Origin of the sequence: Pseudomonas arsenicoxydans, assembly GCF_900103875.1 — a bacterium.
Lineage (GTDB): Bacteria > Pseudomonadota > Gammaproteobacteria > Pseudomonadales > Pseudomonadaceae > Aquipseudomonas > Aquipseudomonas arsenicoxydans.
The window spans coordinates 2,213,411-2,232,750 of the sequence record NZ_LT629705.1; the positions used below are offsets into that span (position 1 = coordinate 2,213,411).

The 19,340-nt window shown below is 57.9% G+C and carries 19 protein-coding genes, 1 other RNA gene and 1 pseudogene; 13 read left to right on the forward strand and 8 right to left on the reverse strand.

What is annotated here, in order from left to right; genetic code table 11:
* Positions 1–20 precede the first annotated feature (20 nt).
* The gene (locus BLQ41_RS10165; RefSeq protein ID WP_090180212.1) at positions 21–455 is read right to left on the reverse strand and encodes a YhcB family protein; all 435 of its coding nucleotides are present in this window, start codon (positions 453–455) and stop codon (positions 21–23) included.
* A 144-nt stretch (positions 456–599) separates the two neighbouring features.
* Here BLQ41_RS10165 and BLQ41_RS10170 point away from each other — a divergent pair, with 144 nt between their 5' ends.
* The 3 genes from BLQ41_RS10170 to zapE all read left to right on the forward strand — a co-directional run bounded on the left by BLQ41_RS10170 (position 600) and on the right by zapE (position 3,795).
* Entirely contained in the window at positions 600–1,229 is a 630-nt protein-coding gene (locus BLQ41_RS10170; RefSeq protein WP_090180214.1) for an alpha/beta hydrolase, read from the forward strand.
* Between the two features lie 24 nt (positions 1,230–1,253).
* On the forward strand, positions 1,254–2,609 hold the full coding sequence (locus BLQ41_RS10175) for a tryptophan--tRNA ligase (RefSeq protein WP_090180217.1): 1,356 nt from the start codon (positions 1,254–1,256) through the stop codon (positions 2,607–2,609).
* A gap of 91 nt (positions 2,610–2,700) precedes the next feature.
* Positions 2,701–3,795, forward strand: a complete 1,095-nt coding sequence (gene zapE / locus BLQ41_RS10180) for a cell division protein ZapE (protein WP_090180220.1) — start codon at positions 2,701–2,703, stop codon at positions 3,793–3,795.
* A 13-nt stretch (positions 3,796–3,808) separates the two neighbouring features.
* On the opposite strand, the pseudogene BLQ41_RS10185 reads toward zapE, so the two are convergent.
* Together BLQ41_RS10185 and BLQ41_RS10190 are read right to left on the reverse strand one after the other, a co-directional pair.
* Positions 3,809–5,062: pseudogene (locus tag BLQ41_RS10185) on the reverse strand (IS3 family transposase).
* A 236-nt stretch (positions 5,063–5,298) separates the two neighbouring features.
* Positions 5,299–6,219 carry a GlxA family transcriptional regulator gene (locus BLQ41_RS10190; RefSeq protein ID WP_197678942.1) on the reverse strand — a complete coding sequence of 307 codons (921 nt, stop codon included), beginning with the start codon at positions 6,217–6,219 and terminating at the stop codon, positions 5,299–5,301.
* Between the two features lie 220 nt (positions 6,220–6,439).
* Here BLQ41_RS10190 and BLQ41_RS10195 point away from each other — a divergent pair, with 220 nt between their 5' ends.
* Positions 6,440–7,576 (forward strand): acyl-CoA dehydrogenase family protein, encoded by a 1,137-nt coding sequence (locus BLQ41_RS10195; RefSeq protein WP_090180225.1) that lies wholly within the window; start codon positions 6,440–6,442, stop codon positions 7,574–7,576.
* 104 nt (positions 7,577–7,680) lie between these two features.
* Here the strand turns inward: BLQ41_RS10195 and BLQ41_RS10200 are convergent, their stop codons facing one another.
* Entirely contained in the window at positions 7,681–8,721 is a 1,041-nt protein-coding gene (locus BLQ41_RS10200; RefSeq protein WP_090180228.1) for an NADP(H)-dependent aldo-keto reductase, read from the reverse strand.
* 245 nt (positions 8,722–8,966) lie between these two features.
* On the opposite strand from BLQ41_RS10200, the gene rplM reads away from it, so the two are divergent.
* The 7 genes from rplM to BLQ41_RS10235 all read left to right on the forward strand — a co-directional run bounded on the left by rplM (position 8,967) and on the right by BLQ41_RS10235 (position 13,854).
* On the forward strand, positions 8,967–9,395 hold the full coding sequence (gene rplM, locus BLQ41_RS10205) for a 50S ribosomal protein L13 (protein WP_007905295.1): 429 nt from the start codon (positions 8,967–8,969) through the stop codon (positions 9,393–9,395).
* A 14-nt stretch (positions 9,396–9,409) separates the two neighbouring features.
* On the forward strand, positions 9,410–9,802 hold the full coding sequence (rpsI, locus tag BLQ41_RS10210) for a 30S ribosomal protein S9 (protein WP_003216038.1): 393 nt from the start codon (positions 9,410–9,412) through the stop codon (positions 9,800–9,802).
* Positions 9,803–10,069: 267 nt separating this feature from the next.
* A complete protein-coding gene (gene petA, locus BLQ41_RS10215; protein WP_090180230.1) occupies positions 10,070–10,663 on the forward strand; it encodes a ubiquinol-cytochrome c reductase iron-sulfur subunit in 594 nt (197 codons plus the stop codon).
* Complete coding sequence (locus tag BLQ41_RS10220) at positions 10,663–11,874, forward strand: cytochrome b (protein ID WP_090180233.1); 1,212 nt, start codon at positions 10,663–10,665, stop codon at positions 11,872–11,874. Before petA ends, BLQ41_RS10220 begins: the two co-directional genes overlap by 1 nt.
* The gene (locus BLQ41_RS10225; RefSeq protein ID WP_090180235.1) at positions 11,874–12,656 is read left to right on the forward strand and encodes a cytochrome c1; all 783 of its coding nucleotides are present in this window, start codon (positions 11,874–11,876) and stop codon (positions 12,654–12,656) included. Before BLQ41_RS10220 ends, BLQ41_RS10225 begins: the two co-directional genes overlap by 1 nt.
* A 150-nt stretch (positions 12,657–12,806) precedes the next feature.
* Positions 12,807–13,424 (forward strand): glutathione S-transferase N-terminal domain-containing protein, encoded by a 618-nt coding sequence (locus BLQ41_RS10230; RefSeq protein ID WP_007905304.1) that lies wholly within the window; start codon positions 12,807–12,809, stop codon positions 13,422–13,424.
* Between the two features lie 16 nt (positions 13,425–13,440).
* On the forward strand, positions 13,441–13,854 hold the full coding sequence (locus tag BLQ41_RS10235) for a ClpXP protease specificity-enhancing factor (protein WP_090180238.1): 414 nt from the start codon (positions 13,441–13,443) through the stop codon (positions 13,852–13,854).
* Between the two features lie 191 nt (positions 13,855–14,045).
* On the opposite strand, the gene BLQ41_RS10240 is transcribed toward BLQ41_RS10235, so the two are convergent.
* The 4 genes from BLQ41_RS10240 to BLQ41_RS10255 form a co-directional block, all read right to left on the reverse strand.
* Complete coding sequence (locus BLQ41_RS10240; protein ID WP_090180240.1) at positions 14,046–14,624, reverse strand: BON domain-containing protein; 579 nt, start codon at positions 14,622–14,624, stop codon at positions 14,046–14,048.
* Positions 14,621–15,214: a phosphoheptose isomerase gene (locus tag BLQ41_RS10245; RefSeq protein WP_008025961.1), complete on the reverse strand. Its 594-nt coding sequence runs from the start codon at positions 15,212–15,214 to the stop codon at positions 14,621–14,623. The genes BLQ41_RS10240 and BLQ41_RS10245 overlap by 4 nt, the downstream gene beginning before the upstream one ends.
* Positions 15,215–15,318: 104 nt before the next feature.
* Positions 15,319–15,681, reverse strand: a complete 363-nt coding sequence (locus BLQ41_RS10250) for a YraN family protein (protein ID WP_018930123.1) — start codon at positions 15,679–15,681, stop codon at positions 15,319–15,321.
* Positions 15,681–17,492, reverse strand: coding sequence for a penicillin-binding protein activator (locus BLQ41_RS10255; RefSeq protein ID WP_090180243.1), 1,812 nt, complete (start codon positions 17,490–17,492; stop codon positions 15,681–15,683). Before BLQ41_RS10255 ends, BLQ41_RS10250 begins: the two co-directional genes overlap by 1 nt.
* A gap of 176 nt (positions 17,493–17,668) precedes the next feature.
* Between BLQ41_RS10255 and rsmI the strand changes: the two genes are divergently transcribed.
* Together rsmI and rnpB are read left to right on the forward strand one after the other, a co-directional pair.
* Complete coding sequence (gene rsmI / locus BLQ41_RS10260; RefSeq protein WP_167360477.1) at positions 17,669–18,574, forward strand: 16S rRNA (cytidine(1402)-2'-O)-methyltransferase; 906 nt, start codon at positions 17,669–17,671, stop codon at positions 18,572–18,574.
* Positions 18,575–18,649: 75 nt separating this feature from the next.
* Positions 18,650–19,003, forward strand: an RNA gene (rnpB, locus tag BLQ41_RS10265) — RNase P RNA component class A.
* The last annotated feature ends 337 nt before the right edge of the window (positions 19,004–19,340 follow it).

The following is a 19,340-nucleotide window of genomic DNA, read 5'->3' on the forward strand; positions in this document are numbered from 1 at the left end:
TCATGTCGCGCGAAACCTGATTATTTCTTCAGGCCGTAATGTTCATCGAGCATGCCCGGCGCGTTCGGGGCTTTTGGGGCGTAATCGCGAGGCGGTTCCTGATTGCGCGGTGGCGTCAGGCGCTCCCTTGGCGCTACGGTCGCATCGGCGTGCAGGGCGGCCAGCAAGCGTTGGCGAGTCTGCTCGTCCAGGGCCAGGCGGTTGGCACCCTCGGCGAGGTGATCCTGCACTTCCTGATAGCTCGCAGTCAGTTTCTTGACCAGGTTTGCAGTGCTGTTGAAGTGGGTGACCACCTCGTTCTGATAACTGTCGAAACGTTCCTGAATGTCATCCAGCTGACGTTGTGTGCTGCTCGGCGCAGCATTCGGCACCAGGCGAGCGATCAGGAAACCTATGGCGACACCCACAACCAGGGCAAGAGTCGGCAACAACCAAACTAAGAGCGAGTGTTCCACGAGTCCTTCCTCTATAAACGGCTTTGCTTTACGTTAACGGCTCGAACCTGCGCTGTATACCGCGATTCACTCGCAATAGATTGGCACAGACAATTTGCTAGACGAGTCGACCCGATTTGAGGTCACGGAGTTCCTTCCTTGCTTATGCGCGAAACCCCTGTAGTGATTGACGGGCCGGTCGGTCAACTGGAAAGTTTGTACCTGGATAACGAGCAGCCTCGGGGCCTGGCACTGATCTGCCATCCGAACCCGGTGCAGGGCGGCACCATGCTCAACAAAGTGGTCTCAACCCTGCAGCGCACCGCGCGCGACGCCGGTTTGATTACTTTACGTTTCAATTATCGTGGCGTCGGTGCCAGCGAAGGCGCCCACGACATGGGCACTGGTGAAGTCGACGATGCCCAGGCGGCGGCCGAGTGGCTGCGGGCCAGGCACCCGGATTTGCCGTTGACGCTGTTCGGTTTCTCCTTCGGCGGTTTTGTCGCGGCCAGTCTGGGCGGACGTCTGGAAGCCAAGGGCGAGCAGCTCAAGCATTTATTCATGGTCGCGCCTGCAGTCATGCGCCTGAGTGATCAGGATAAACTGCCACACCAGGGCAATCTCACCCTGATTCAGCCGGAAACCGACGAAGTCATCGATCCGCAAGCTGTCTACGACTGGTCCGACAAACTCGAACGTCCCCATGAGCTGCTGAAAGTGGCAGAATGCGGACACTTTTTTCATGGCAAGCTGACTGATCTCAAGGATCTGATCCTGCCGCGTCTTTCGAATTGATTGCAGTCTGACAAGCGATAACCCATGACGACTCGTACCCGTATTCTCACCGGCATCACCACCACCGGCACGCCGCACCTGGGCAACTACGCCGGCGCCATCCGCCCGGCGATCCTTGCCAGTCGTGACAGCAATGCCGATTCGTTCTACTTCCTGGCTGACTACCACGCCCTGATCAAATGCGATGACCCGCTGCGCATCCAGCGCTCGCGTCTGGAAATCGCCGCGACCTGGCTGGCCGGTGGCCTGGATGTGGATCGTGTGACGTTCTACCGCCAGTCCGACATCCCCGAAATCCCTGAGCTGACATGGCTGCTGACGTGCGTCGCCGCCAAGGGCCTGCTCAACCGCGCCCACGCCTACAAGGCCTCGGTGGACAAGAACGTCGAGGCAGGCGAAGACCCGGACGCTGGCATCACCATGGGTTTGTACAGCTATCCGGTGCTGATGGCCGCCGACATCCTGATGTTCAATGCGCACAAGGTGCCGGTCGGTCGTGACCAGATCCAGCACGTGGAAATGGCCCGCGATATCGGTCAGCGCTTCAACCACCTGTTCGGTCAGGGCAAAGAATTCTTCACCATGCCCGAGGCGCTGATCGAGGAAAGCGTCGCCACGCTGCCAGGTCTCGACGGTCGCAAGATGTCGAAGAGCTACGACAACACCATTCCGTTGTTCAGCAGTGCCAAGGAAATGAAAGACGCGATCTCGCGGATCGTCACCGACTCCCGCGCGCCGGGCGAAGCCAAAGATCCTGACAATTCGCACCTGTTCACCTTGTTCCAGGCCTTCGCCACTCCGGCGCAGTCCGACGAATTCCGCAGCGAGTTGTTGCAAGGTCTGGGCTGGGGCGAGGCGAAGAATCGTCTGTTCCAGCTGCTCGACAGTGAATTGGGCGAGTCCCGTGAGCGTTATCACCAGTTGATCGAACGTCCGGCGGACCTGGAAGACATCCTGCAGACCGGCGCCAAAAAGGCCCGCTCGGTGGCGACCCCGTTCCTTCAAGAGCTGCGTGAAGCGGTTGGCCTGCGTTCTTTCGTTGCCCAGACCCAAGTCGCGGCCACCACCAAAAAGAAAGCCGCGAAAGCCGCACGTTTTGTCAGTTTCCGTGAAGAAGACAGCAGTTTTCGCTTCCGTCTGTTGGCGGCCGATGGCGAGCAACTGCTGTTGTCGCGCAACTTCGCCGACGGCAAAACCGCAGGTCAAGTGACCAAGCAGCTGCAATCAGGCCAGCCGTTGGATGTGCGCAGTGAAGACCGCAGCTTCAGCGTCTGGCTGGAAGGCGAATGCGTGGGCGACAGCCCGACATTTGCTGACAACGCCGCTCGCGACGTCGCCATCGACGCCCTGCGGGTTGCGCTGACGCCGGTTCAGGAATAAATCAACGGCTCGGTCCGACCAAGGGCCGATTGCCATTCCCACGGGCCGTCGCTACAGTGACGGCCCGTTTTTGTTGCCTTGCTAACGAATTATGACGCCCCTAGAACGATATCAAGCTGATCTGAAACGCCCGGAATTCTTCCACGACGCCGCGCAGGAGACCGCCGTGCGCCATCTGCAGCGCCTGTACGACGATCTGGTCGCGGCCTCGCAGAGTAAGCCGGGCCTGCTCGGCAAGCTGTTTGGCAAGAAAGACGTGGCACCGGTCAAGGGCCTGTACTTCTGGGGCGGCGTTGGCCGTGGCAAGACCTACCTGGTCGATACTTTCTTTGAAGCGCTGCCCTTCAAGGAAAAGGTCCGAACTCACTTCCACCGCTTCATGAAGCGCGTGCACGAAGAGATGAAGACCCTGGGCGGCGAGAAAAACCCGCTGACCATCATCGCCAAGCGCTTCTCCGACGAAGCCCGGGTCATCTGCTTCGATGAGTTCTTCGTGTCCGACATCACCGATGCGATGATCCTCGGCACGCTGATGGAAGAGCTGTTCAAAAATGGCGTGACCCTGGTCGCGACCTCGAACATCGTGCCGGACGGCCTGTACAAGGACGGCCTGCAACGCGCGCGCTTCCTGCCGGCCATTGCGCTGATCAAGCAAAACACTGACATCGTCAACGTCGACAGTGGCGTCGATTATCGCCTGCGTCACCTCGAGCAAGCGGAACTGTTCCACTTCCCGCTGGACGAAGCGGCTCAGGAAAGCCTACGCAAAAGCTTCCGCGCCCTGACGCCGGAATGCACGGCTGCGGTCGAGAACGATGTGCTGATGATCGAGAACCGCGAAATCCGTGCCGTGCGCACCTGCGATGACGTGGCCTGGTTCGACTTCCGCGAATTGTGCGACGGCCCGCGCAGCCAGAACGATTACATCGAACTGGGCAAGATCTTCCACGCCGTGTTGCTCAGCGGTGTCGAGCAGATGAGCGTCACCACCGACGACATCGCCCGACGCTTCATCAACATGGTCGACGAGTTCTACGACCGAAACGTCAAGCTGATCATTTCTGCTGAAGTCGAGCTCAAGGATCTCTACACCGGCGGTCGCCTGAACTTCGAGTTCCAGCGCACGCTTAGCCGCCTGCTGGAAATGCAGTCGCATGAATTCCTGTCCAGGGCGCATAAACCTTAGGGCACTTGGATGTCTAGTCCTGAAATAGGTTTACACCTGTTTCACCCTAACGCCCGATGCATCGCCTCGGGCGTTTTGTATTTCAACGACAGGTGCGGACGCTCGCGGTTGTAGATCGATACCGACTCGCTCACCATCTTCTTCGCCTGCGTTAAATCCTGTGGTCGCTGGAGCAAAAGCTCCGTCTTCAATATCCCGTTGACCCGCTCTGCCAAGGCATTTTGGTAGCAGTCATAGCCGTCCGTCATCGAACACCTGATGCCGTGTTTCGCGTGCAGTTCCTGGTACATTCCCGAGCAATACTGGCTGCCTCTGTCCGAGTGATGAACCAGTGGCTGCTCCGTTCGACGGTGCTTCACCGCCCGGCGCAGCGCTTGCGCGACCGACTCGGTGTGCAGGCTTTCATGGACGTGATAGCCCACGATCTTTCGCGAAAAAGCATCCGTCACAAGGCTCAGATAGGCCACGCCTTCCTGAGTGGGCAGATAGGTGATGTCAGCCACCCAAACCTGTTCCGGGCCGCTGGGAACAACCTGTTCAGGCCCCGGTTTGAGCAGGTTCGGATGGCGTCGAAAGCGATGATGACTGTCGGTTGTCTTGTGATACGCCCGCTTTCGCGCTACCAATAAACGCCGTTCGCGCAGAATCGAAAACAGGCGATCTCGCCCTACTTGCAGCTCAAGCAGCGGCTGACATTGCAGCAGGTAATGCAGCTTTCTAGTGCCCAACCGCGGCTGCCGCAGGCGCTTTTGCTGAACGAAATCGGCAACTTTCTGATCCAGAATCAGACGAGCAGCATCGGCGCGATTGCGTTTGTAGTAAGCCTGTCGGCTTATCCCCATGAACTGGCAAGCCCTGCTGATGCTCAGGTTTTGGATTCGTTTTTGCGCGAGGACTTGCCGGGACGCTTTTTTACGACAGAGAGACCGTAGTCATTTTTCAAGACGTCCACGACGGCCTCGAAAAACTGCGCTTTCTGATTGGACAGCGCCAACTGCTCTTCAAGCTCTTTGATGCGCTGCTCTGGCGTTAATGGTCGGTTTTTGTCGGGCATAGACCCCATCCTCGGCGAGCCAATGTAGGTGCCGGGGCTCCAATCTTGACGACCGTGCTTGCGTAACCATGTCAGAACGGTCGTTTTGCCTTGAATCCCGTAGCGCTCCTGAGCCTCTTTATAACTCAGCTCGCCTTTTTCGACCTGGTCGACGACCGACAATTTAAAGGTCAGCGTGTAGTCTCGCTGACTACGCCTTTTTGCGGATTCCATTACGTCCTCCTGAAAAACAGATCAGAAGGTGTAAACCTTATTCAGGACGGGACAAGGAAAATAAAAAAGGGCCTGCAAATGCAGGCCCTTTTTATTTCTCGATAAATTTCGAACTCACCAATGATCCTGTGGGAGCGGGCTTGCCCGCGATAGCGGAGGCACATCCAACATTGATGTGACTGTCGCACCGCCATCGCGGGCAAGCCCGCTCCCACATTGGATTTTACGTGCAGCCCTTAAGCCGCTTGCTGGAATTGCTGCCGATACTGGTTCGGCGACAGCTCGGTGTGCTGGCGGAACAACCGCGCAAAGAAGCTCGCATCGTCATATCCGACCTCATAACTGATGGTCTTGATGCTCTTGCGGCTACCCGACAGCAAGCCCTTGGCGGTTTCGATGCGCAGGCGTTGCAGGTAATGCAGCGGCTTGTCGCCGGTGGCGGTCTGGAAGCGGCGCATGAAGTTGCGGATGCTCATGCCGTGCTCGCGGGCCACGTCTTCAAAGCGGAATTTGTCGGCGAAATGCTCTTCGAGCCAGTGCTGGATCTGCAGGATGATCACGTCCTGATGCAGCTTTTGTCCGCCAAAACCGATACGTCCTGGCGAATAGCTGCGCTGCACTTCGTAGAGAATGTCGCGCGCGACGGCTTGCGATACGTTGGCGCCGCAGAAGCGTTCGATCAGATAAATGTAAAGGTCGCAGGCGGAGGTGGTGCCGCCGGCGCAATACAGGTTGTCGGCGTCGGTCAGGTGCTTGTCCTGATTGAGCTGGACCTGTGGAAAGCGTTCGGCGAAGGCGTTGAAGAAGCGCCAGTACGTGGTCGCTTCCTTGCCATTGAGCAACCCGGCTTCGGCGAGCCAGAACACCCCGGTCGCTTCGCCGCACAATACCGCGCCGCGAGCGTGTTGCTCACGCAGCCACGGCAAGACCTGTGGATAACGTTTGACGAGTGTGTCGAAGTCGTCCCAGAAGGCGGGGAGGATGATGACGTCGGCATTTTCCAGGGCGCCATCCACCGGCATGATCACATCACTGAAGCTGTTCACCGGCTTGCCGTCGGGGCTGACCAGCCGGGTTTCGAACGCCGGTGTCAGGCCCTGGCCCAGTTGTTTGCCATAGCGCAGGCTGGCTAGATGGAAGAAATCCTTGGCTTGCATGAGGGTGGAAGCGAAAACCCGGTCGATAGCCAGGATGCTGACGCGCCGCAAGGGCGTGGAGGCTTGGTTAGACATAATTCAACTTTATTCTTATAGGGGAAAGTGGTCACCAGACGGCTGGATCGTCTTATTTTTTGTCTGATGTGTCCAGTGTCCTGTATCGAAAGCGAGGCTTAGTCTCTGAAGGTCAACTCTTCTAACAACTAACGACAGGTGCCGCATGATTCCCAGAACCTTGTTCAGTTCCGAGCACGAACTTTTTCGCGACAGCGTGCGAACGTTCCTCGAAAAAGAAGCCGTGCCGTTCCACGGGCAATGGGAAAAGCAAGGCTACATCGACCGTAAACTCTGGAACAAGGCAGGGGAGGCGGGGATGCTCTGTTCGCACCTGCCCGAGGAATATGGCGGGCTGGGGGCGGACTTTCTCTACAGTGCCGTGGTGATCGAGGAGGTCGGTCGCCTGGGGCTGACGGGGATCGGGTTTTCCCTGCATTCGGACATTGTGGCGCCGTACATCCTGCATTACGGCAGTGAAGCGCTGAAGCACAAATACCTGCCGAAACTGGTATCTGGCGAGATGGTCACGGCCATCGCCATGACCGAGCCGGGCGCCGGTTCCGACCTGCAAGGTGTGAAGACCACTGCCGTGCTGGATGGCGATGAGTATGTCATCAACGGTTCCAAGACATTCATCACCAACGGCTTTCTCGCTGACCTGGTGATTGTCGTGGCCAAGACCGATCCGAAGGCCGGCGCCAAAGGCACCAGCCTGTTTCTGGTCGAAGCTGACACGCCGGGCTTCGACAAGGGCAAGCGCCTGGAAAAGGTCGGCATGAAGGCTCAAGACACGTCGGAGCTGTTCTTCCAGGATGTTCGGGTGCCGAAAGAAAACCTGCTGGGGCAGACCGGGATGGGCTTCGCGTATCTGATGCAGGAATTGCCTCAGGAGCGCCTCACGGTTGCCATCGGCGGCCTCGCTTCGGCCGAAGCCGCGTTGCAATGGACCCTGGATTACACCCGTGAGCGTAAGGCCTTCGGCAAGGCGATTGCAGATTTCCAGAACACTCGCTTCAAACTGGCGGAGATGGCGACGGAGATTCAGATCGGTCGGGTGTTTGTCGATCGCTGCCTGGAGCTACACCTGCAAGGCAAGCTGGATGTGCCGACGGCCGCGATGGCCAAATACTGGGGCACCGACCTGCAATGCAAGGTGCTCGACGAATGCGTGCAACTGCATGGCGGTTACGGCTTCATGTGGGAATACCCGATCGCCCGGGCGTGGGCGGATGCGCGGGTTCAGCGGATTTACGCCGGGACCAACGAGATCATGAAGGAGATTATTGCGCGGTCGCTTTGAATTTGTTGTGAGTTCAGTATCGCCATCGCGGGCAAGCCCGCTCCCACAGATTCAGCGCTGAACTTGTGGGAGCGGGCTTGCTCGCGATTGGGTCTATTGATCGATCAAGGTGCCGGGTTCGGATGATCCTTGTGAATCTCCTCGATCCCTGCAAGCACTTCATCGGAAAGTTTCAGCTCGAAGCTGGCAATGTTGCTGTCGAGTTGCTCCAGCGTCGTCGCGCCAATGATGTTGCTGGTCACGAACGGCTGCTGGGTGACGAATGCCAATGCCATCTGCGCCGGTTCCAGGCCGTGCTCACGGGCCAGCGCCACGTAACGACTGCACGCTGCTTCCGACTGTGCATTGAAATAGCGACTGAAGCGGCTGTAGAGGCTCAGGCGCCCCTTTGGCGGGCGGGCGCCCCCTTCGTACTTGCCTGACAGGAAGCCGAACGCCAGTGGCGAATAGGCGAGCAGTCCGCATTGTTCACGGATGGCGATTTCCGCCAGGCCGACTTCGAAGCTGCGGTTGAGCAGGTTGTACGGGTTCTGGATCGACACCGCGCGCGGCCAGCCACGGGCTTCGGCCAGGGCGAGGAAACGCATGGTGCCCCACGGAGTTTCGTTGGACAGGCCGATGTGGCGGATCTTGCCGGCCTTGACCTGTTCGTCCAGCGCTTCGAGGGTGTCTTCCAGCGGCGTGAGGTTGGCTTCGATCTTGTGTTTGTAGCCCAGCTGCCCGAAGAAGTTGGTGCTGCGTTCCGGCCAATGCAATTGGTACAGATCGATGTAGTCGGTTTGCAGGCGCTTGAGGCTCGCGTCCACGGCTTCGGTGATGTGCTGGCGGTTGTGGCGCAGGTTTTTGTCGCGGATGTAATCGATGGTGTTGCCGGGGCCTGCGATCTTGCTCGCCAGGATCCAGTCGGCGCGATCGCCCCGACTTTTGAAGTAATTGCCGATGTAGCGTTCGGTGGTGGCGTAGGTTTCGGCCTTGGGCGGCACCGGATACATCTCGGCGGTGTCGATGAAATTGATCCCGGCGCTTTTGGCCCGTTCAATCTGGGCGAAGGCTTCAGCTTCGCTGTTTTGCTCGCCCCAGGTCATGGTTCCGAGGCAGATGGCACTCACGTTCAGATTGGTTCGGCCTAGCTGGCGATAGTCCATCGGGTGCTCCTTGGGCAAAACAATCATAAAAGCAGGTTGAAATATTTTTCGCAATCTGCATAATTGCGCACCTCTTTCTGCAGTGGAAGTGATGCGCCGCCGCCGAAGAATCTTGCCGTTGAACGGACGCGCCGACCCGAGCCCCCGAAAGCGTCTGTATCCGGCTGCCTTTGACTTGTCAAAGTACGCACTATTCAGTAAGATCCGCCGTCTAATTTACAGGGCGGCCCCTGAGGCTATAAAGAATGAAAACTTTTACTGCTAAACCGGAAACAGTACAGCGCGACTGGTTTGTCGTCGACGCTGCAGGTCAGACCCTGGGTCGTCTGGCCACCGAAATCGCGAGCCGTCTGCGTGGCAAGCATAAAGCTGAGTACACTCCTCACGTTGACACCGGCGACTACATCGTCGTTATCAATGCCGAGCAGATTCGTGTAACCGGTGCTAAAACCACCGACAAGATCTACTACTCCCACTCCGGTTTCCCGGGCGGCATCAAGTCGATCAACTTTGAAAAGCTGATCGCCAAAGCCCCTGAGCGCGTGATCGAGACCGCGGTCAAAGGCATGCTGCCTAAGAACCCGCTGGGTCGCGACATGTATCGTAAGCTGAAAGTCTATGCGGGCGCTGTACACCCTCATACTGCTCAGCAGCCCCAAGAACTGAAGTTTTAACGGAATAGTTCATTATGTCGGCGACTCAAAATTACGGCACTGGCCGTCGCAAGACCGCAACCGCACGCGTTTTCCTGCGTCCGGGTACTGGTAACATCTCCATCAACAACCGCACCCTGGAAAATTTCTTCGGCCGCGAAACTGCCCGCATGGTAGTTCGTCAGCCGCTGGAACTGACTGAGACTGTCGAGAAATTCGACATCTACGTCACCGTGATCGGTGGTGGTGTAAGTGGTCAAGCTGGCGCAATCCGCCACGGTATCACTCGCGCACTGATGCAGTACGACGAAACCCTGCGTGGCGCTCTGCGCAAAGCTGGCTTCGTTACTCGCGATGCTCGTGAAGTTGAACGTAAGAAAGTCGGTCTGCGTAAAGCGCGTAAGCGTCCGCAGTACTCGAAGCGTTAATTCGCTTTCTCGTTCAAAAAGAACGCCCAGTTTCCTTGCGAAGCTGGGCGTTTTTTTATGGGCGTTATTTATCAAAGAATTGCGCTGTGACAACTTGCCACAGCCGTAGAGGCCCTATACTGCAAGGCTTGGCAGTGGAGCCCTTCGGTAATTACCTTGTCAGAATTGGGGCTTTTCATTACCATTCGGCAAAATTTTTATAAGTTCAGATTTTTACTTAGTAGACGCCTGATTTAACAGGCCACAAAGCTGATGGGAGAGGACTGAATGAGCAATGACGGCGTGAATGCAGGCCGGCGTCGCTTCTTGGTAGCAGCCACATCCGTGGTGGGTGCTGCAGGAGCGGTGGGGGCTGCGGTCCCGTTCGTGGGGTCATGGTTTCCCAGTGCCAAGGCGAAAGCCGCAGGTGCACCGGTGAAGGTGAATGTCAGCAAAATCGAGCCAGGCCAGCAGATGATTGCTGAGTGGCGCGGCCAGCCGGTGTTCATTGTCCGCCGTACTCCGGAAATCCTGGGGAATCTGAAGAAGATCGAGGGCCAGCTGTCTGACCCGACCTCCAAGAACTCGACGCAACCGACTTATGTCGACCCGCAAACGCGGTCGATCAAGCCAGAAGTTCTGCTGCTGATCGGTATCTGCACGCACCTGGGTTGCTCGCCGACCTTCCGTCCAGAAGTGGCACCTGCTGATCTGGGCAAGGACTGGGTAGGTGGTTATTTCTGCCCTTGCCATGGTTCCCACTACGATCTGGCTGGCCGCGTCTACAAGTCGCAACCTGCGCCTTTGAACCTGCCAGTTCCCCCGCATTCCTATGAGACCGATGAGATCATTGTCATCGGCGTCGATACGGAGAAAGCGTGATGAGCAAGTTCATGGATTGGGTTGATGCGCGCTTTCCCGCGACCAAAATGTGGGAAGACCATCTCAGCAAGTACTACGCCCCGAAGAACTTCAACTTCTTCTATTTCTTTGGCTCGCTGGCATTGCTCGTTCTGGTTAACCAGATCGTTACCGGTGTCTGGTTGACCATGAGCTACACCCCGTCGGCGGAAGAGGCGTTTGCTTCCGTCGAATACATCATGCGCGACGTCGAGTACGGCTCGATCCTGCGTCTGCTGCACTCCACCGGCGCTTCGGCGTTCTTCATCGTGGTCTATCTGCACATGTTCCGTGGTTTGCTCTACGGTTCGTACCAGAAGCCGCGTGAGCTGGTGTGGGTCTTCGGGATGCTGATCTACCTGGCGCTGATGGCTGAAGCCTTCATGGGTTATCTGCTGCCGTGGGGCCAGATGTCCTACTGGGGTGCCCAGGTGATCATCTCGCTGTTCGGTGCGATCCCGGTCATCGGTAACGACCTGACCCAGTGGATCCGTGGTGACTACCTGATATCCGGCATTACCCTGAACCGCTTCTTCGCCCTGCATGTGGTTGCCTTGCCGATCGTGATTCTCGGTCTGGTGGTGCTGCACGTCCTGGCGTTGCACGAAGTCGGTTCGAACAACCCGGACGGCGTGGACATCAAGAAACACAAGGACGAAAACGGCGTACCGCTGGACGGCATTGCCTTCCACCCGTACTACACCGTGAAAGATATCGTCGGCGTGGTGGTGTTCCTGTTCATCTTCTGCTCGATCGTGTTCTTCTTCCCGGAAATGGGCGGTTACTTCCTCGAGAAGCCGAACTTCGAAGTGGCGAACGCCTTCAAGACCCCAGAGCACATCGCTCCGGTCTGGTACTTCACGCCGTTCTACGCCATCTTGCGGGCGATTCCGGACAAGCTCATGGGTGTAATCGCCATGGGTGCGTCGATTGCCATGCTGTTCGTCTTGCCGTGGCTGGACCGTAGCCCGGTCAAGTCGATGCGCTACAAAGGCTGGCTGAGCAGGATCTGGCTCTGGGTGTTCTGCATCGCATTCGTGATCCTGGGCATTCTGGGCGTCCTGGCCCCAACCCCTGAGCGGACGTTGCTGTCGCAGGTATGTACCTTCCTGTACTTCGCCTACTTCATTCTGATGCCGTTCTACACCCGGCTCGAGAAGACAAAACCGGTTCCGGAAAGGGTGACTGGCTGATGAAAAAACTATTCGCTGTACTGATTCTTGCTGCCATGCCTGTCCTGTCCTTCGCGGCTGAACACGGTGGTCCCGAGCTGGAAAAGGTCGACATCGACGTTTCCGACAAAGCGGCCATGCAGGACGGCGCGCGTACGTTCGCCAACTACTGCATGGGCTGCCACAGCGCCAAGTTCCAGCGTTACGAGCGTGTTGCCGATGATCTGGGCATCCCGCATGACCTGATGCTCTCCAAGCTGGTGTTCACCGGCGCCAAGATTGGCGACCACATGAGCATCGGCATGCAGCCGGCAGACGCCAAGACCTGGTTCGGTGCGGCACCGCCCGACCTGACCCTGGTTGCTCGCGTTCGCGGTACTGACTGGCTCTATGGTTACCTGCGTTCGTTCTATGAAGACCCGTCGCGCCCTTGGGGTGTGAACAACAAAGTCTTCCCGAACGTCGGGATGCCGAACGTTCTGGTCGGCCTGCAGGGTCGTCAGGTGGTAGGCTGCAAACAAGTTCAAATCGTCGAAGACGGCAAGAAGCAATACGATCCGCTGACAGGCACTGCCTTGACTCATGAAGCGTGTGACCAGCTGACCGTGTTGCCGAAGACCGGCACGCTGAACGCAGAGCAGTTCGACGAGAAGGTCAAGAATCTGGTGACCTTCCTGGCCTACTCGGCCAACCCGGTGAAGCTGCAGCATCAGCGCATCGGTACCTATGTGTTGCTGTACCTGGCGTTCTTCTTCGTATTCGCTTATTTGCTCAAGCGCGAATACTGGAAAGACGTCCATTGATAAAGCTGTAAGTAATTGCTGTTAATCGCGCGCGCCCAGGGGCGTCTCTGAAGGTGTAACGAGTCTGGTGAGCCAGGCGTTACGGGAGGCGTCCTCTGGGCGCGCGCGTTTTTCCGCTTCCGATAATTTCAACAAGCGAGGAGGACCGCCATGGGCGTGACCAATCGGTTGGCCTGTTACTCCGACCCCGCCGACCACTATTCCCACCGAGTGCGCATCGTACTTGCAGAGAAGGGTGTCAGCGCAGAGATCATTTACGTGGAAGCTGGTCGCCAGCCGCCTAAACTGATTGAAGTGAACCCTTACGGAAGTCTGCCCACCCTGGTCGATCGTGACCTGGCGTTGTGGGAGTCGACCGTGGTGATGGAATATCTGGATGAGCGTTATCCGCACCCGCCACTGCTGCCGGTTTATCCGGTGGCGCGTGCCAACAGCCGTCTGCTGATTCATCGTATTCAGCGTGACTGGTGTGGTCTGGTGGATCTGATCCTGGATTCGCGGACCAAGGAAGCAGCCCGCGTCGTGGCTCGTAAAGAGTTGCGCGAAAGCCTGACAGGCGTGTCGCCGTTGTTCGCCGACAAGCCGTTTTTCCTCAGTGAGGAACAAAGTCTGGTGGATTGCTGCCTATTGCCAATACTCTGGCGATTGCCGATTTTGGGTATTGAACTGCCGCGGCCTGCCAAGCCGTTGCTTGATTACATGGAGCGCTCGTTTGCGCGTGAGGCTTTCCAGGCGAGTCTGTCTGGTGTCGAACGCGATATGCGCTAAGGCTTAAGGAGCCGCTATGAACTCCAGTCGACCTTATCTGGTCCGCGCGCTCTACGAGTGGATTGTGGACAATGATTGCACCCCGCACATGCTGGTCAATTCCGAGTATCCGTCGGTGCAGGTGCCTCAGGGTTTTGCCAGTGACGGACAGATTGTCCTGAACGTGTCACCGTCCGCCGTGCGTCATCTGCACATGGACAACGAAGCCGTGAGCTTCGAAGGGCGCTTCGGTGGCGTGCCGCACACCCTTTACGTGCCTATTGCATCGATTCTGGGCATTTACGCCCGGGAGAATGGCCAAGGCATGGTGTTCGATCTGGAATCGCCTGTGGAGGACGAGGAAGAGATCGAGCCGGATGATGATCTTCCACCACCCGACAGCGAGCCGCCGCGTCCCAGCGGTCGACCCAGTTTGAAAGTGGTGAAGTAAAAAAAAAGGCGATCCGGATGGATCGCCTTTTTTATTGCTTCTGCCCCGTCCAAACGTAGGAGCTGTCGAGTGAAACGAGGCTGCGATCTTTTGATCTTGTCTTTAAAAAATCAAAGTCAAAAGATCGCAGCCTCGTTTCATTCGACAGCTCCTACAGATCGATGGCGACCTGAAGGATCTGTAAGCAGATGTCAGTCGATGTATTCAAACAACTTCACGATCTTCTGCACGCCGGAAACACCCTGCACCAAGTTGGTGGCCTGTTCCGCTTCCTGCTTGGTCAGCAGGCCCAGCAAGTAAACGATGCCATTCTCGGTGACAACCTTGATGCGCGAACCCGGGATGTTCGGATCGGTGAGCATCTGGGTCTTGATCTTGGACGTCAGCCAGGTGTCGTTCTGGCGGGCGAGGAAACTGGAGGGTGGCAGAATCTGCAGTTCGTTGTGAACCGTCTTCACCCGCTGAACAGCCGCAGCGGCCTGTTCGGCCTTGGCCTTGAGGTCGGCGCGCGGGGTTTGCCCGGCGAGCAACACAACGCCGTTGAAGCTGGTGACGACGATGTGCGAATCGTTGTCCAGGGCCGGATCGGCCTTGGCGATGTTCACGCCGACCTTGGTGTCGATCAGCGAGTCGTCGATCTTGCTGCCGAAGGTGCGCGTGCCGCGGTCATCTTCGATCGGCGCTTCACGGCTGGCGTTAACCACTGATGTGCAGCCGCTGATGCCAAGGCACAGGGTCAAGGCCAGAAGGCCTAGGCGATTAGGGGTCATTCTTCACTCCCGAACAGTTGGCTGTCGATCAAATCGCAAAGGCAATGGATCGCCAGCAGGTGGACTTCCTGAATACGTGCAGTGACATTGGCCGGTACGCGAATCTCGACGTCTTCAGGCAATAGCAGCGATGCCATGCCGCCGCCATCGCGACCGGTCAATGCTACGACAATCATTTCGCGATCATGTGCGGCCTGGATCGCTTGAATAATGTTCGCCGAGTTGCCGCTGGTGGAAATCGCCAGCAATACGTCGCCCGGCTGGCCGAGGGCGCGGATCTGTTTGGAGAAGATTTCGTTGTAGCTGTAATCGTTGGCAATCGAGGTGATCGTCGAACTGTCGGTGGTCAGCGCAATGGCTGGCAGGCTCGGACGTTCACGCTCGAAGCGATTGAGCAGCTCGGACGAAAAGTGCTGGGCATCGCCGGCGGAGCCACCGTTGCCGCACGAAAGCATTTTGCCCTCGTTGAGCAGGGCGTTGACCATCACCTGGCTGGCTTGCTCGATGTGCGGTGCAAGTACGTCCATCGCCATTTGCTTGGTGTCGATACTGGCCTGAAAAAGCTGGCGAATTCGGGATTGCATGTCCATCTGTGTGACCTTAATTAGCGCGGCTACTCGGCACATGAATGTGCAGCCCGCAAAGCAAAGAGCAAAAGTGTTGGGTGTAGGTGTCCGGTTTGGGGCGCAAGCGATCAGCAGTCGAAGGCATTTTGCATCCAGTTCAACTGATCGAGGCTGCTGTCGATGGCAACCACGTCGAAGCGACAGGGGGAATCGGCCCAACGCGACTCGCGCTGAAGAAAATACTGCGCGGCGAAAATCAGTTTCTGCCGTTTGCGCCCATCGATGCTGTCGAGTGCGCCACCCCATTGGGTGTTTTTTCTGTAGCGGACTTCAACGAATACTACTGTATCGCCATCAAGCATGACCAGATCAAGCTCGCCACGTTTACACAACCAGTTCTGCGCCAGCAGGCGCAGACCTTGTTGTTGAAGATGCTCGAGCGCATGGCGCTCGGCATCCTTACCGCTTTGCTGGCGTGACCTGTCGGGCATTAGCGCGCAGTGTCCGGCAGGCGTTGAACCTGGCCGTTGACGAACTGAGCCCATGGCAACTGGCGAACGACCCGTTGATTCTGGGTCATGCCCAGGCTGCCCGACTGACCTTCGATGCGGCTGTCCGGCAGTGCCTTGAGTTGCCCAAGGCGCGGTGCCAGGCGATAGGCGTCGACGCCCATTGCATACAGGCGACCCAGGCTGCCGGCGGCTTGTGGCCATTGCGCGGTGACCTGTTTGCGCAGGGGATCGTTAGCGTCCAGCAACCATGGGGTTTCGCAGAAGCGAATGCCGTTCATGTCGTTGTACTGATTCACGTCGCCGCTGGCACTGAATACGTGGGAAGTGGCGTACACCGGCACGTCACCCGCGTATTGGAAGTTCAGGGTCGGTTTGATCTGCTGGGCTTGTTGCGGTGTGGCAGCCAGGAAGATGAACTCGATGTCCTGACGGCGCGAAGGCTGGGCCGCGACCTGCGAACCGACGGTGCTTTGCAGGCTCTTGGCGCGACCTTCGCTCTGGCGCAGCTGGAACATGTCGGCAATCTGCTGGGCCAACTGGACCGGCTGGTCGACGCGCTCGGTGGCAATGATGGTGCCGCCGTTGGCTTGCCAATCCTGGCTGAAGGCTCTCAGTACGCGATCGCCCCATTCGCCTTTCGGCACCATGATGGCGGCGCGATGCAGGCCATCGGCGCGTGCACGACGGGACACTTCGCGGGCTTCATCCTCGGCCGCAAGACCGAACTGGAACAACTGGGGCGGACCTTGTTCGCCTTCGCTGTAGTTCAGGGCCAGGGTGGTGATCGGCAGTTGTGGGCGAGCGCTGAGCTGTTTGACCAGCGGTTTTTCCAGCGGACCGACCACCAGTTGCACGCCGTCGGCCTGGGCCTTGCGATAGAACTCGTCCATCGAGGTCAGTTTCGAGCTGTCATAGAACTCGATGGCTGGCGGCTTCTGCCCGGCTTGTTGCGCCTGGTAGTGAGCGGCCATGAAACCTTCGCGCAGTGCTTTGCCGACCGATGCCAGCGGGCCGTCTTGCGGCAGCAGCAGGGCGATTTTGCTCAGGGACTGGCTGGCCAGTTCCTTGAGTTTGGTCAGCGGCAATGGCAACTGGATGGCTGCCGGGTGCTTGGGGTTCTGGGCGCGCCAGTTGTCGATTGCGGCTTGCTGCTGTTCCAGCGTGCCGGCGGTTTTCACCGCCAGCGCCAGGCCCATCCAGCCGCCGAGGTCATCGGAGGTGGTCGGTTGCAGTTGATCGGTCGGCAAAGAGGCAATCAGGATCCAGATCGCTTCGTGGTTTTTGCTGGCAGCTTCACCGCTGAGCATTGGCGCGATAAAAATGCGCTCCCGTGCGGCGGCCAGTGTCTGGCCATCGGCCTCAAGGGCGCGAGCGTGGACAGTGCCTGTGCGCACCTGTTGCTCGACCGGCAACTCGCCAAGATGTTGCAGGCTTGGATGGCTCAAGGCCGTCAATGCAGCCTTGGGCTGATTGCGCGTCATGGCCAGTTCTGCCGCCAGGGTGCTGGCGAAGACTTGTGGCGCTGGCTTGAGTTGCTCCAGCGGAACCAGTTGCAGGATTTGCGCGGACTGGCCGGCGTTACCCTGATGATAGGCCAGGTCTGCCGCACTCAGGCGCAGCAGCGAGGCTTTCTCCGGGTCCTTGCTTTGACCGGCCTGTTCGAGCAGTTGCTCGATACTGGCGTCCGGGGTCCGTGGAAGTTCGCCAAGGCTGGAAGAGGGCGAGCTGGCGCAAGCCGCCAGCAAGGCAGCGAGGCAGAGGGCAGTGAACAGCCGCAGGCAAGCGATCATGTAGTGTTCCTGATACTCGATCAAATTAGCGTGGAATTGTACCCAAGCACTGGCCGGGGCGCGATGTTACTGGCGTGAATCGATCAATTTAGCTCGTGCAAATGTTGCAGTGGTGCACAAATGACTGGAAAACCCGGGGAGGGCGGGGCGTATCGCAAGCGCCGCTACGCGCTACAATGTCGCCTTTTACCGATCATGAGGTGTGCGCTTTGACTGCTCCAGGTGCTTTGAATTCCGCTGCTGGCTCGCTTTATGTGGTGGCGACGCCCATCGGCAACCTGGACGACATCAGCGCGCGTGCGCTGAAGATCCTGCGTGACGTCGCATTGATCGCGGCTGAGGACACCCGTCACTCTCAGCGTTTGATGCAGCATTTTGGCATCCCCACGCCGCTGGCGGCCTGCCATGAACACAACGAACGGGATGAAGGTAGCCGTTTTATCACCCGTTTGCTGGCGGGCGATGATGTTGCGCTGATCTCCGATGCCGGCACACCGCTGATTTCCGATCCCGGTTATCACCTGGTGCGCCAGGCGCGTGCTGCTGGAATCAATGTTGTGCCGGTGCCGGGTGCCTGTGCATTGATCGCGGCGTTGTCGGCGGCGGGACTGCCGTCGGACCGCTTTATCTTCGAGGGCTTCCTGCCAGCGAAGACGGTCGGTCGTCGTGCTCGTCTTGAGCAGGTCAAGGAAGAGCCGCGCACGCTGATTTTTTATGAAGCACCACACCGTATCCTGGAATGCCTGCAGGACATGGAGCTGGTATTCGGCCCTGAGCGTCCGGCGTTGCTGGCGCGGGAGCTGACCAAAACGTTCGAAACCCTTAAAGGTTTGCCGCTGGCCGAGTTGCGCCAGTTCGTCGAGTCGGACAGCAATCAGCAGCGCGGTGAGTGCGTGGTGTTGGTCGCGGGCTGGGCGACGCCAGAGACTGAAGATGCGGTCAGCAGTGAAGCCATGCGCATCCTCGACCTGTTGCTCGAAGAGATGCCGCTCAAGCGTGCGGCGGCGTTGGCGGCGCAAATTACCGGCGAGCGCAAGAATGTGCTCTATCAGGTCGCACTCGATAGACAAAAAGGTGAGTGAAACCCGACGTAACGGCGCGGCCGAAGGCGTTTAGCGCTTGTTCTTCGGTCGCTGTGCCGTTAACCTTCGCGGCGGAGAGTCGATTGGACAGTCGCTGCCCTCTATGAAAATTAGGGGGGGGAGGAAAGTCCGGGCTCCATAGGGCGAAGTGCCAGGTAATGCCTGGGAGGCGTGAGCCTACGGAAAGTGCCACAGAAAATAACCGCCTAAGCGCTTCGGCGCCGGTAAGGGTGAAAAGGTGCGGTAAGAGCGCACCGCACGTCTGGCAACAGTTCGTGGCTAGGTAAACCCCACTTGGAGCAAGACCAAATAGGGTCCCAAGGCGTGGCCCGCGCTGGGACCGGGTAGGTTGCTAAAGATGTCCAGTGATGGCCATCGTAGACGAATGACTGTTCAAGACAGAACCCGGCTTACAGATCGACTCTCCACCTTTTTTCTCCCCTCTGCTTAAATCAGTGAGCAGGGTGCCGGTGATAGCAATTTCCCTCCTTCCAGAATCATCAGCAGAAGCACTTTCGTAATACCAAAAAAATCTTACTCTTAACAAACTACTTTAACTTTCGAACGCAGCCTTCTGTGCGCATTCAAGTTATCGGGCAAATTCACCTGTCGGATAGTCGTTTACCCCCTCTTTAGCTTCCTAAATCTCAGTTCTGTAAGGCTTTTCCTTTAAAGCGCGCCTTGACGGTGCGGTGGCCGCATTCCTATAGTGTGCGCAAGTGGCGGAAAGTGGCATGAAGTGGGTTTTTTGAACGTAAAACGCTAA

Excerpts from the sequence above, each read along its gene's own strand:
- BLQ41_RS10170 (WP_090180214.1), top strand. The coding sequence starts at position 600 with ATGCGCGAAACCCCTGTAGTGATTGACGGGCCGGTCGGTCAACTGGAA.
- BLQ41_RS10175 (WP_090180217.1), top strand. The coding sequence starts at position 1,254 with ATGACGACTCGTACCCGTATTCTCACCGGCATCACCACCACCGGCACG.
- zapE (WP_090180220.1), top strand. The coding sequence starts at position 2,701 with ATGACGCCCCTAGAACGATATCAAGCTGATCTGAAACGCCCGGAATTC.
- BLQ41_RS10190 (WP_197678942.1), bottom strand. The coding sequence starts at position 6,219 with ATGCAAGCCAAGGATTTCTTCCATCTAGCCAGCCTGCGCTATGGCAAA.
- BLQ41_RS10195 (WP_090180225.1), top strand. The coding sequence starts at position 6,440 with ATGATTCCCAGAACCTTGTTCAGTTCCGAGCACGAACTTTTTCGCGAC.
- BLQ41_RS10200 (WP_090180228.1), bottom strand. The coding sequence starts at position 8,721 with ATGGACTATCGCCAGCTAGGCCGAACCAATCTGAACGTGAGTGCCATC.
- rplM (WP_007905295.1), top strand. The coding sequence starts at position 8,967 with ATGAAAACTTTTACTGCTAAACCGGAAACAGTACAGCGCGACTGGTTT.
- rpsI (WP_003216038.1), top strand. The coding sequence starts at position 9,410 with ATGTCGGCGACTCAAAATTACGGCACTGGCCGTCGCAAGACCGCAACC.
- petA (WP_090180230.1), top strand. The coding sequence starts at position 10,070 with ATGAGCAATGACGGCGTGAATGCAGGCCGGCGTCGCTTCTTGGTAGCA.
- BLQ41_RS10220 (WP_090180233.1), top strand. The coding sequence starts at position 10,663 with ATGAGCAAGTTCATGGATTGGGTTGATGCGCGCTTTCCCGCGACCAAA.
- BLQ41_RS10225 (WP_090180235.1), top strand. The coding sequence starts at position 11,874 with ATGAAAAAACTATTCGCTGTACTGATTCTTGCTGCCATGCCTGTCCTG.
- BLQ41_RS10230 (WP_007905304.1), top strand. The coding sequence starts at position 12,807 with ATGGGCGTGACCAATCGGTTGGCCTGTTACTCCGACCCCGCCGACCAC.
- BLQ41_RS10235 (WP_090180238.1), top strand. The coding sequence starts at position 13,441 with ATGAACTCCAGTCGACCTTATCTGGTCCGCGCGCTCTACGAGTGGATT.
- BLQ41_RS10240 (WP_090180240.1), bottom strand. The coding sequence starts at position 14,624 with ATGACCCCTAATCGCCTAGGCCTTCTGGCCTTGACCCTGTGCCTTGGC.
- BLQ41_RS10245 (WP_008025961.1), bottom strand. The coding sequence starts at position 15,214 with ATGGACATGCAATCCCGAATTCGCCAGCTTTTTCAGGCCAGTATCGAC.
- BLQ41_RS10250 (WP_018930123.1), bottom strand. The coding sequence starts at position 15,681 with ATGCCCGACAGGTCACGCCAGCAAAGCGGTAAGGATGCCGAGCGCCAT.
- BLQ41_RS10255 (WP_090180243.1), bottom strand. The coding sequence starts at position 17,492 with ATGATCGCTTGCCTGCGGCTGTTCACTGCCCTCTGCCTCGCTGCCTTG.
- rsmI (WP_167360477.1), top strand. The coding sequence starts at position 17,669 with ATGTCGCCTTTTACCGATCATGAGGTGTGCGCTTTGACTGCTCCAGGT.